This window comes from Novosphingobium cyanobacteriorum (assembly GCF_029436685.1).
GTDB classification, from domain to species: domain Bacteria; phylum Pseudomonadota; class Alphaproteobacteria; order Sphingomonadales; family Sphingomonadaceae; genus Novosphingobium; species Novosphingobium cyanobacteriorum.
On sequence record NZ_JAROCY010000019.1, the window covers coordinates 38,392 to 49,104 of the forward strand.

Annotated in this window: 9 protein-coding genes; 2 read left to right on the forward strand and 7 right to left on the reverse strand. The window is 55.4% G+C overall.

Annotated elements, in window-relative coordinates; translation table 11 throughout:
* The first annotated feature begins 330 nt into the window (after window positions 1-330).
* Window positions 331-1,469, forward strand: a protein-coding gene (locus POM99_RS17435; protein WP_277279763.1) for an IS3 family transposase whose coding sequence is annotated in 2 segments (ribosomal slippage) — window positions 331-598 and window positions 598-1,469 — 1,140 coding nt in all. Because the reading frame shifts where the segments join, the coding sequence is not laid out codon by codon here.
* Between the two features lie 152 nt (window positions 1,470-1,621).
* Here POM99_RS17435 and POM99_RS17440 read toward each other — a convergent pair.
* Window positions 1,622-2,769, reverse strand: a protein-coding gene (locus tag POM99_RS17440; protein ID WP_438823025.1) for an IS3 family transposase whose coding sequence is annotated in 2 segments (ribosomal slippage) — window positions 1,622-2,520 and window positions 2,520-2,769 — 1,149 coding nt in all. Because the reading frame shifts where the segments join, the coding sequence is not laid out codon by codon here.
* On the opposite strand from POM99_RS17440, the gene POM99_RS17445 reads away from it, so the two are divergent.
* On the forward strand, window positions 2,768-3,226 hold the full coding sequence (locus tag POM99_RS17445; RefSeq protein ID WP_277279765.1) for an IS5 family transposase: 459 nt from the start codon (window positions 2,768-2,770) through the stop codon (window positions 3,224-3,226). The genes POM99_RS17440 and POM99_RS17445 overlap by 2 nt on opposite strands.
* A 111-nt stretch (window positions 3,227-3,337) precedes the next feature.
* On the opposite strand, the gene POM99_RS17450 is transcribed toward POM99_RS17445, so the two are convergent.
* The 6 genes from POM99_RS17450 to gmd form a co-directional block, all read right to left on the reverse strand.
* Window positions 3,338-4,474 (reverse strand): glycosyltransferase, encoded by a 1,137-nt coding sequence (locus POM99_RS17450; RefSeq protein WP_277279766.1) that lies wholly within the window; start codon window positions 4,472-4,474, stop codon window positions 3,338-3,340.
* Window positions 4,475-4,583: 109 nt separating this feature from the next.
* On the reverse strand, window positions 4,584-5,690 hold the full coding sequence (locus POM99_RS17455) for a glycosyltransferase family 4 protein (protein WP_277279767.1): 1,107 nt from the start codon (window positions 5,688-5,690) through the stop codon (window positions 4,584-4,586).
* On the reverse strand, window positions 5,674-6,993 hold the full coding sequence (locus POM99_RS17460; RefSeq protein WP_277279768.1) for a lipopolysaccharide biosynthesis protein: 1,320 nt from the start codon (window positions 6,991-6,993) through the stop codon (window positions 5,674-5,676). Before POM99_RS17460 ends, POM99_RS17455 begins: the two co-directional genes overlap by 17 nt.
* A 4-nt stretch (window positions 6,994-6,997) precedes the next feature.
* Window positions 6,998-8,257: a WcaI family glycosyltransferase gene (locus POM99_RS17465; protein ID WP_277279769.1), complete on the reverse strand. Its 1,260-nt coding sequence runs from the start codon at window positions 8,255-8,257 to the stop codon at window positions 6,998-7,000.
* Between the two features lie 94 nt (window positions 8,258-8,351).
* Window positions 8,352-9,293 carry a GDP-L-fucose synthase gene (fcl, locus tag POM99_RS17470; protein ID WP_277279770.1) on the reverse strand — a complete coding sequence of 314 codons (942 nt, stop codon included), beginning with the start codon at window positions 9,291-9,293 and terminating at the stop codon, window positions 8,352-8,354.
* Window positions 9,294-9,302: 9 nt separating this feature from the next.
* Window positions 9,303-10,430 (reverse strand): GDP-mannose 4,6-dehydratase, encoded by a 1,128-nt coding sequence (gmd, locus tag POM99_RS17475; protein ID WP_277279771.1) that lies wholly within the window; start codon window positions 10,428-10,430, stop codon window positions 9,303-9,305.
* Window positions 10,431-10,713: the final 283 nt, after the last annotated feature.

Sequence of the window (10,713 nt, forward strand, 5' to 3'; positions counted from 1 at the left end):
CAATGTTGCCTCGGAGGGTGCTCTACAAGTTCCTGAAGGTGGATCAAGCAATGCCAGTATAGTCTGTACTATAGCATTTCTACGGTCCAACATACAACGTCTCAGAGCTCCATGTTTGTCGGACTTGGGCGACGCTATGCGCTTGTGAATGAGCCTGAGGGCATGTTTCCTCGGGTGACATTGGTTGCGCTTTGCCTAACCTCTAAGTGTGCTAATGTCACGAAAATAGCAGATGACGTGACCTGAGAGGTGGCCTGGAGAATCTGCACAGCGTGATAAGTGGATTTTCTGCCTGACGGCGGCCAGTGTGGCGGCATGACAGGAGACGAGATGAGCAGACGACCCCGCCGGAACCACAGTCCGGCGTTCAAGGCGAAGGTGGCGCTGGCCGCCGTGAAGGGTGAGAAGACGCTGGCCGAGCTGGCGCAGTTGTTCGACGTACACCCGAACCAGATCACGACGTGGCGCACGCAGTTGCTGGAAGGGGCGGCCGGAGTTTTCGGCGCAGACAGCGCCGCGGAAGCGGCCGAGCCGGCGGTCGACGTGAAGACACTGCACGCCAAGATCGGCGAGTTGACGCTGGCGAACGATTTTTTGGCCAGCGCGCTCGGCAAGGCAGGACTGTTGCCGAGCGCAAAACGATGATCGACCGTTCGCACAGCCTGCCTGTGGCGCGGCAGGCACGGGAACTGGGGATCAGCCGGGGCAGCGTCTACTATCTGCCCCGGCCGGTGCCGGAGACCGATCTGGCGATCATGCGGCGGATCGACGAGTTGCATCTGGAGGTTCCCTTCGCGGGCAGCCGGATGCTGCGCGATCTGCTACGGCAGGACGGCATCGAGATCGGCCGTTGCCACGTTGCGACACTGATGAAGCGGATGGCGATCGAGGCGCTCGACCGCCGTCCGAACACCTCGAAGCCGGCGCCGGGGCACAAGATCTACCCCTATCTGCTGCGCAAGCTGCCGATCGTGCGGCCCAATCAGGTCTGGGCGACGGATATCAGCTACATCCCGATGGCAAAGGGCTTCGTCTATCTCGTCGCCATCGTAGACTGGTTCAGCCGGAAGGTGCTCGCTCACCGGGTGTCGATCACGATGGAAGCCGACTTCTGCGTCGAGGCGCTTGAGGAAGCGCTGGCCCGCTACGGCAAGCCGGAGATTTTCAACACCGACCAAGGCAGCCAGTTCACGTCGCTCGCCTTCACCAGCGTGCTCCTGCGCGAAAAGATCGCCATCAGCATGGATGGTCGGGGTGCCTGGCGCGACAACGTCGTGGTCGAGCGACTGTGGCGTTCCGTTAAATACGAGGAGGTCTACCTGCACGCCTACGGCACGGTCAGCGAAGCGCGGGCTTCGATCCGCCGTTACCTGGGCTTCTACAACGCGAGGCGCCCCCATTCGAGCCTCGGTGCAAAGACCCCGGATCAGGCATATTTTGACAACCTGCCCGTGGCGATGGCAGCATGATTTCGGCCGCCGATATTGGGCCTCTCTCCGGTCGGGCTACGCCCGCCCTGCGTGACGCCCAATATCGGCAATTCAGGAAAGCAACCTGGCGGACGATCCACTTATCGAGCTCCGATCTCTGTTCAGACCAACCCGGCCACTTCTCTGCACTGCTACCCAACCTTGGACCGCTCGGGTCTAGAGTTTCCCGCCTGATCCGGGTCCGGAGGGCTGGTGGCTCCGGTCGGGTTTGCCAGCATGATCGGGGGGATATTCCCGATCGCGCTGTGCGGTCGCTCTTCGTTGTAGTGTCTACGCCAGCGGTGCAGCTTCTCGCAAGCGTCTTCCAGTGACAGGAACCAGTGCGTGTTCACGCATTCGCTGCGTAGCTTGCTGTTGAACGCCTCGATGAAGGCGTTGTCCGTCGGCTTGCCAGGCCGCGAGAAGTCGAGCGTCACACCCCTCTGATAAGCCCATAGATCCATGTCTCGCGAGACGAACTCGCTGCCATTGTCCACCCTGATGGTCTTCGGATAGCCAACCTTGCGGCAGGTCCGATCGAGCGTGGCCACGACGTCCTCGCCGCGGTAGCTGAACCGCGCGTCGATCACCGGCGAGAACCGGCTGAACGTGTCGACCACGGTCAGGATCCGCAGCTTGCGGCCCGTCGCAAGCTGATCATGGGCGAAGTCCATGGCCCACACATCGTTGTGACGGACCGCCGGTGCGCGATCCTCCCGCAGCTTCGCCTTCACCCGCCGCTTGGGCGTCTTGTTGCGCAGCTGCAGACCCAACTCCCTGTAAAGCCTGTAAACCTTCTTGGCGTTCACAACCCAGCCTTCTCGGCGAAGGATGTGATAGACGCGGCGGTAGCCGTAGCGGACGTGTGTCTCGCAGATGGCTTTGATCCGCTTCTTGATCGCGGCCGGATCGGTGCGACGGGACTTGTAGTGGTAGCTCGAGGTGTCGAACGGCAGGACCTTGCAAGCCCTCCGGATTGACACGCCCCAGTCCGCCAGCATCCCGCCGACCAGCTCACGCTTCCGATCCGGCCTCAGAGCTTTCGGCGCACGATATCCTGCAGCATCTCCCGGTCGAGCGTCAGGTCAGCCACGATCCTCTTGAGGCGGCCATTTTCCTCCTCCAGTTCACGCAGCCGCCGCATCTCCGTCGGCAACAACCCTGCGTATTTCTTCTTCCAGTTGAAGTAGGTCGCCTGGCTGATCCCAGCCTTCCGGCAGACCTCCGCAACCGGTGTTCCTTCCTCGCCCTGCTTGATGACAAACGCCTTCTGCGCGTCCGTAAATTTCGATGCCTTCATGCCACGCCTCCTTGCCCAGCCAAGGAAATCTGAGGCCGAAAACTCTAGCTCAAAACGATCCAGTTTTCAGGTGGCAGAGCACCTCGTTGACGCTGACGGTCGTCCCGTCGCCCTGCGACTGACCGGCGGCCAGGTCCACGACAGAAAGGAAGCCGATGCCCTGCTGGAGGCCATGCCGGAGGGGGCAACCCTGCTCGGTGACAAGGGATACGACAGCAACGCCATCCGTGAAGCTGCCGCCGACAAGAACGCTTGGGCCAACATTCCATCGCGGTCCAACCGCAAGCAACGGTTCGCCTTCTCTGGCTGGCTTTATCGGCAGCGCAATCTCGTCGAACGCTTCTTCAACCGTATCAAGCACTTCCGGGGCATCGCCACTCGCTATTACAAATGCCCCGAAAACTACCTCGCCGCAGCCAAACTCATCTGCGCCCGCATCTGGTGCTCAGCAAAATGAGTCTACGCCCAAATTAACTCGACGCGCTGCTGCCTTGGAACTGGTGCCAATCAGCGCGCAATTGCCGCCTGATCGAAACACGCTCCAGCCTTCGGCGTATACTAACTATATTCAAGAGGCTGATTGGGTTTGGATCCTAGCGTAAGCATCGGCCATACTTTGCCCTGCAGACCCCCACGTATACTTCTCGACGATCGCCCGCCCACGCTCACCAATCAACCCAAGTTCCGCCTCGGGCATCCCAGCAAGCTCTTCAAGAGTGCACGCTAGTGCATTGATATCATTGGAGGCGACAAGACGACCTGCGTCTTTCTCTCGCAACTCCTGCCAAGGCGTCTCCTCTGTTGTTACCACTGGGACACTACACGCCAGCGCTTCAGCGATGGCGATACCAAAATTCTCAAAGAAGCTGGGGAGGCAAAAGATATCAGCTGCGGCAAAGGCTGATCGCTTTCGTTCCCCTGCAACGTGTCCCAACCAATGCACAGACGATTTGAACTCGACAGGTACTAGGGCCTCAAGTTCACGCTGGTAACTAGCTTCTTCAGGTTGACCTGCCATAATCAAGTTCCAACCCCTATGCGCCAACCCAGCTGTCAACCACGCACGGATAACTCCTTCTGGGTTCTTCCGAGGATGGAGACGTGATAGAAAGAGAATGACCCTAACATCGGGATCGATCCCAAGTCTTCGCTTCGCGTCAGGCGCTGACTCTAACATTGCACCCAACGTGAGATCGACGCCATTGGGGACAAGGGCGACGCGATCAAGTCCCACAAACTGCCCGAGTGCTTCCAGCTCCTTCTGATCGGTAGCATGAAGCAAACTAGCATACCGTAATACGCCGCGGATGAAGCATGTCATGAAGACCGACTTCAGCATCCGGCTCTTCTTCAAAGATTCGGCATATAGCTCGGAGCGGGGAGATATGACCAAGGGAATAGACCTGCGACGAGCTGCGCGATGTGCCGCTATTGTCGGGTGACCCCAGACGCTATGCACATGCACGATTCCGGCGCCACTATCACTAATGACCTTATCCAGCAGACCAGCCAGCTCGAAGGAACCATAGCCGATCGGTGTCCCCGCTGGGAGGGCCTTGAACCACGGCTCATTGGCCTTTTCGATCAAAGAATTTCGCGCATCCGAACGATCGACGCTCACGAAAATCGGATCAAAGCCAAGAGGCTTCATCGCCAAGGCCAGCGACGGCACCGAGACTGCTGGACCGCCGTAGCTCGTGTCCAACGAGGGCACTACATGAACAACCTTCAAAACACCATCCTGAGTTAGTGGCAGCCGAACCGCTGTACTACCTGCGAGGGACCACAAGCCAACGATCGGATTCATTGACAAACTAGCCTGACAGTGCACTCATCAGGCGATCGAAGTTTACTCTGAAGTTATCATGCGAATAGCGGCTGAGGACCTTCTTCCTCCCTTTTTCCGCCATGCTCGTCGATAGATCCCTATCGAGCAACAGGCGCGAGAGCGCACCAGCCAAGGCATCGGTGTCTTGAGGATCAACGGTAATCCCGTCGACTCCGTCTTCGATCACTTCTGCCGCCGCGCCGAACTGCGAACCGACAACGGGCAATCCTCTCAGCCAAGCTTCTAGAAAGACGATCCCAAAACCTTCCTTAGATGAAGGGAGAGCGAACACGGCCGCTTGCCGAAACAGATCGGCCAATACAGAATCCGAAACAGACCCAAGGAATTCAACATTGTCACTGACTCCACAGGAATCTGCGACCCCCCTCAATTCCGGCAAGAGTTCACCATCACCAACTACAACCAGCCGAGAATCGGGCACATTCTCCAGGACCTTGGGCAAAGATTTGATCAGCTTATCTATATGCTTGCCACGCTCGGTTATAGCCAAGCGGGATACAGCAAGAATGATAGGGCTGCTTCGCTTGGCATTCTCTCGATCCGTGACATCTACCGCGTTAGGAAACAGACTGAATTGTTCCAATTTCAGTCCAAAAGCCCGCGCCATGAGCCCTTGAGAATAAACGCTTACAATGGCAATTTTATCGATCGCCGCGCGGAGTGCCGATGGCTCCCACCGTCGAGGTCTTCGATAAGAAGGATCACCCCATACCTCAACGCCGTGAGCAAACAGAACGGTACGCCGACTGGGTCGCAAAGCGCGAAACAAAACTGCCAGTGGAAGCAGATTGATATGCCCCAAAACAAGAATGTCAGTCTTGGGCAAACTGCGGATGAATTGCGTCACAAACAACCATCTGCTTCCAGCACAACCAACAAAAGACCCCGCCGGCAACCCATAATGATCTGGAACGCACTTCCAATCACCTAGCATGATCACCTTCGACCCGCAGTGGCCTTCATTCAGCACGTCAATAACGCGCCGATTGAAACGCTGAATCCCACCATGTGCACCAAACGCACCTAACCCAATGAAGGTAACATTAAGGCGCCTCCTATTCGGCTCGTCCATGTAGAACCCCCTTTGCCAATGCGGAATGCAAGACTCGGAAACAAACCATGACCATCCCGACATTCACCGCAACCAGTATTGCAGCGACCCCGTTGATTCCGAATTTTGGCGCTGCCGCAAAAGACATCAGCATGCCCAGCAAGCTTAATAGAGCCAAGATGTAGGTCACCAGTACGTGCCTATTTATCGATGAAAGCGGAGTAAATAAAGATGTCCAGATCATCTCCAAAGCCACAGCGCAAAGCATCAGTTCCGCAAAAGGATGTACAAACTCAACCTTCCCGTGAGTGAATAATTTCAAAACCAAAGGCCCTAATAGGACCATCGATAGAGAATAGAATCCCACCAAGGACACTGCTACTATCGCATGAAACTTATATAGATTGAAAAACGAACGCGTATCACCGTTACCAGCGAGAGATGAGTACTCCGCAACAAACGCGTTATTGAACATATTTGCAGCGGAAGTACCAACTCGTACGAGTGTTCTTGTGGTGGAAAAAACCACTACCATTAACGGCCCCTTGACCGCGCCCAAGAGCACCACAGGCCCTTGTATCAGTACGGCCTGGCTAATCGGCACCAACATGTAGGCCAAAGCTGGCTTCGCCAACCTTCTAACCTCCTGCAAGCTCGCAGACCTCGTGCCCAGCTTAAGCCACGGAGATAGTCGTTTCATCTGCACATAGGATATTGCGATGAATGTGACTCTAGAAGCCAAGCCGAAAAAAGCAATTACGGCGAAATTATGCGAGAAAATCGCCGCCACCCCGTAGGCAACACTCTCTGCCAGACGAGAGGTTGCTGCAAGAACAGCCTCCGTCGCAGGTCTATTCTCGCAACGCACCCCGGCGCAAATAAGAAGGAAATATTGATATAGAATAACATTGACCACCATTTCAAATGTGGCAATCTTTATTTCAGTTTCAGACGAAATGGAGATATTTAATGTTCGTGATAAGTCAAATGATAATATAGATAATATTATTGCCAATATCAAAAAAGGCATTATTACGTTTATTAGCGAAAATACGCTCTGAAATGTCTCGAGGGCTATATCTTTTCGACCCGATGAGACCGCAATCGTCATCTCGTTTTTTGCTACGAACGTGAAACCGAAGTCGCTGAAAGTAAGAAATGTCGGAACCGCTGCGAGAACCAACCACGCACCATACCGTTCCGGGCCCCAAACGCCCAACAGCAATGGCACCAAGGCAAGCTGGCAAACAATAGTGACCGCCTGGCTGTAGATCTGAGCCAGCAGGCTCCGTCCAAGGCGTTTGTTAGCTGCAAACCTGACCATGCCATCAACGCTCGTGATCAACTCGTGACGCGGCCGCACGTGGTTCGGAGGTCAACTCGGCAAGCGCGCGTTCAAATTCCTGCAAAATTGCTTGACGCCCCCAGCGCTCCACTGCCCGTTTGCGGGCCGCTCGCCCGGCGTGAATGCGCCATTCCTCGGCGTCGAGCAGCTGACCTATAGCGGACGCAAAGCTTCCAGACTCTCCAGGGGGCGTGACAACACCACAGTCTCCCACCTCGTTCGCCAATCCCGTCCCTGGAGCTGCGGTCGCAACAATCGGCCGGCCAGACGCTAGCATATTGGTCAGTTTCGAAGGCAAGACCAAATCTGCAGCCTCAGCGATCTGAGGAAGGAGATGAACTGTGGCCATGGAGAGAAGTTCAGATAGCCGCTCGCGAGGTTGTAAATCATGAAATTGAATATTGTCAAGATCAGAAGATATATCTTCGAGCCTATGCCGATTAGTTCCGTTCCCGCAGACAATAAAAATGAGATCCTTCCTGGAAGATAACATTCTGGCGGCATCAACTACAATTTCAATACCCTGCTTATTTGCAATATTACCAGAGTAAAGCGCAACATACTTTCGATCAATGCCCCACTCATCAAAGTATAATGACCTGCGGTCAAGTGGAGCCACCTCTTCGAGGTTGGCCCAGTTGCGAAACTCTACAACACGATCCTGCTCAACTCCCTTCTCAAGAAGTCGCGCACACATTTGTGGAGAGATCGTGCTAATCTTATCGGCATGCATCATCCACTTTTCAAATTTCTTTGCAGCAGAACCAACCATTCCGTCCTCTAGCAACAGTCCGGTTGCGAAAGCCGCTTCAACTTCGAAATCCTGGACGTGGAGCCAAAGTTTGGCGCCTGCCCTCTGCGCCGCATCTCTAGCTGCCGTGACGGATATCAAGGATGGCGCAATGGCAATAACTACGTCTGGTTTTGACAATCGCGCTTCGGTTGCAACCGCGAGTCGCGCACTGGCTGCGAAGCTGGCGTGATGTGCAAGACGACGCCAACCATTCGGCCTTGCCGGAATATAGGTTGGCACTCGAACGACGCGAACCCCATTCTCGATTGATACACACCGACGACGGCTATCATAGCCTGGTTTCACCTTCCAATCCGGATAGTAGGGAGGGGCGCAAATTACGGTGACTGCATGGCCTTTCTCGACGAGAAACTCTGCCATCCCTGCTGTATACGGGCCAATACCGACCATTTCTGGAGCGTAGTTGATACCTACGACGAGGACGTTCATCTGGCCACTTTCGAGATTCTTGGCATGGCGCTCCGACGTTTGCCGCTTTCCAATCTGATCCAAGCAGTCGTGCTTGAGGGATCAGTTTTGTCCGTCACGCCAAGGTCGCTTGGTACCAGTCGTACGTTTCCTGTACACCACGATTAAGATTTATTTTGGGAGCCCAACCCATGGAAGTCAGTCTGCTAGAGTCCATTAGCTTTCGTGGCGTGCCATCAGGGCGCGTCGTATCGAAGCGTACCTGACCGGCAAATCCAGTGACCTGAGCGATCAGGGATGCCAACTCGGCGATCGTGACATCCTTCCCATATCCGACATTGATGTGACTGAGCATCGGAGTGGTATGAGCTTCATAAGTCTCCCGATCCAAGCCAAACACAAACAGGGAAGCGTCGGCCATGTCGTCGACGTGGAGGAACTCGCGCAAGGGGTTCCCCGTCCCCCAGATCACGACTTCCTTTGCGCCGGTCACTACCGCCTCGTGGAATCTCCGGATCAGTGCAGGCATTACATGACTGTTGTCAGGATGAAAGTTATCGCCTGGCCCGTATAAGTTGGTCGGCATCACGCTGCGATAATCAGTGCCGTACTGACGATTATAGCTCTCGCATAGCTTGATACCTGCAATCTTGGCGATGGCGTAAGGCTCATTGGTAGGTTCTAAAATACCCGTCAGGAGCGCCTGCTCGTCCATCGGCTGCGGCGCCGCCCGCGGATAAATGCAGGACGAGCCCAAAAACAACAGGCGCTGAACACCAGCCGCATAAGCTTGATGCACAACATTCGCTTCAATCATCAGATTTTCATAGATAAACTCGGCCGGATACGTGTTGTTGGCGTGGATGCCGCCGACCTTGGCGGCAGCAAGGACCACGCCGTCGACCTTCTCGGCAACGAAAAAGTTCCTGACAGCTGCCTGATCAGTAAGGTCGAGTTCAGAATGAGTTCGGGTGACGATGTCGACGCCTCTTTCCTCAAGCTTGCGGCTGATCGCGCCGCCCACCATGCCACGATGTCCTGCGACGTATACCCGCATTGAACTGCCTCACGACTCCAAGGAAACGGGCACGTGATACCCATGTGATCGAAGCAGAGCGTGCCGCTTCGCCACCTTGAGATCTTCTGCGACCATCTCAGCGCACATCTGCTGAACAGTGATTTCGGGAATCCAGCCCAACCTCTCTCGAGCATTGGTGGGATCACCAAGCAGCGTGTCCACTTCACTCGGACGGAAGTAGCGGGGATCTATCCGCACGATGACATCGCCAGTAGCAATACTGGGTGCCAGGTCACCTTTGACAGATTCGACGATGCCGACTTCGTCAACGCCATGGCCTTGGAAGCGCAGCGTGATTCCCAGCTGCTCGGCTGACCACGTGATAAACTCACGAACAGAGTATTGCACCCCCGTTGCGATGACGAAATCCTCCGGGTGATCCTGCTGGAGCATTAGCCACTGCATGCGGACATAGTCCTTGGCGTGCCCCCAGTCTCGCAGAGAGTCGATGTTGCCCATGAACAGGCAAGGTTCCAACCCTTGAGCAATGTTGGAAAGGCCTCGCGTGATTTTGCGCGTCACGAACGTCTCGCCTCTGCGCGGGCTCTCATGGTTGAAGAGAACACCATTGCAGGCGTAGATACCGTAGGCTTCACGGTAGTTCACCGTAATCCAGTAAGCATACAGCTTCGCTACGGCGTAGGGAGACCGGGGATAGAAAGGCGTCGTCTCGCGCTGGGGCGTCTCCTGAACCAAGCCATACAGTTCTGAAGTAGATGCCTGATAGAACCGCGTCTTTTTCTCCAGACCAAGAAACCGAATGGCCTCAAGCAAGCGCAGTGTGCCGATGGCGTCTACATCTGCCGTGTATTCTGGTGCTTCGAAGCTCACCGCTACATGACTTTGTGCACCAAGGTTATAGACCTCGTCGGGTTCGATCTCCTGAACCAGGCGCGTAAGGCATGACGTATCGGAGAGGTCGCCATAGTGCAGCTTGAGGTCAGGTGACGGTGAATGCGGATCCTGATAGATGTGGTCGATGCGCTGCGTGTTGAATTGAGATGCACGACGCTTGATGCCATGAACTTCGTAGCCCTTCTCAAGCAGGAATTCGGCGAGATACGAGCCGTCCTGGCCCGTAATCCCAGTAATGAGGGCGACCTTCTTCCCGCTCAATGTAAGTTCCTTCCACAGACAAACGTTTGGCCAACACCTGCGGGGTCTCGCTCTGCGGTCTGTCCCGGCTCAACCGCTGCACCTCGGCCCTTGGACGCCGCTGCTTGAAAGACTGCCAATCCCGCCGCCATGCTGCAAGGCAATATCGCACCTACAGCAAACTTTCTTTGTTTGAAAGCCCCACCGGCGCGAACTCGTCTTCATCTGCCAAGCTCTGGCTCCGCGCAGTTTTTGGTGCGCGCCAAACCCTAAATCGTTATTAATGCTGAATATTGTGATACAT

What these genes read in the sequence shown, in the direction of transcription:
- POM99_RS17445 (WP_277279765.1), top strand. Translation starts at nt 2,768, where the DNA reads ATGCCACGCCTCCTTGCCCAGCCAAGGAAATCTGAGGCCGAAAACTCT.
- POM99_RS17455 (WP_277279767.1), bottom strand. Translation starts at nt 5,690, where the DNA reads ATGGACGAGCCGAATAGGAGGCGCCTTAATGTTACCTTCATTGGGTTA.
- POM99_RS17460 (WP_277279768.1), bottom strand. Translation starts at nt 6,993, where the DNA reads ATGGTCAGGTTTGCAGCTAACAAACGCCTTGGACGGAGCCTGCTGGCT.
- POM99_RS17465 (WP_277279769.1), bottom strand. Translation starts at nt 8,257, where the DNA reads ATGAACGTCCTCGTCGTAGGTATCAACTACGCTCCAGAAATGGTCGGT.
- fcl (WP_277279770.1), bottom strand. Translation starts at nt 9,293, where the DNA reads ATGCGGGTATACGTCGCAGGACATCGTGGCATGGTGGGCGGCGCGATC.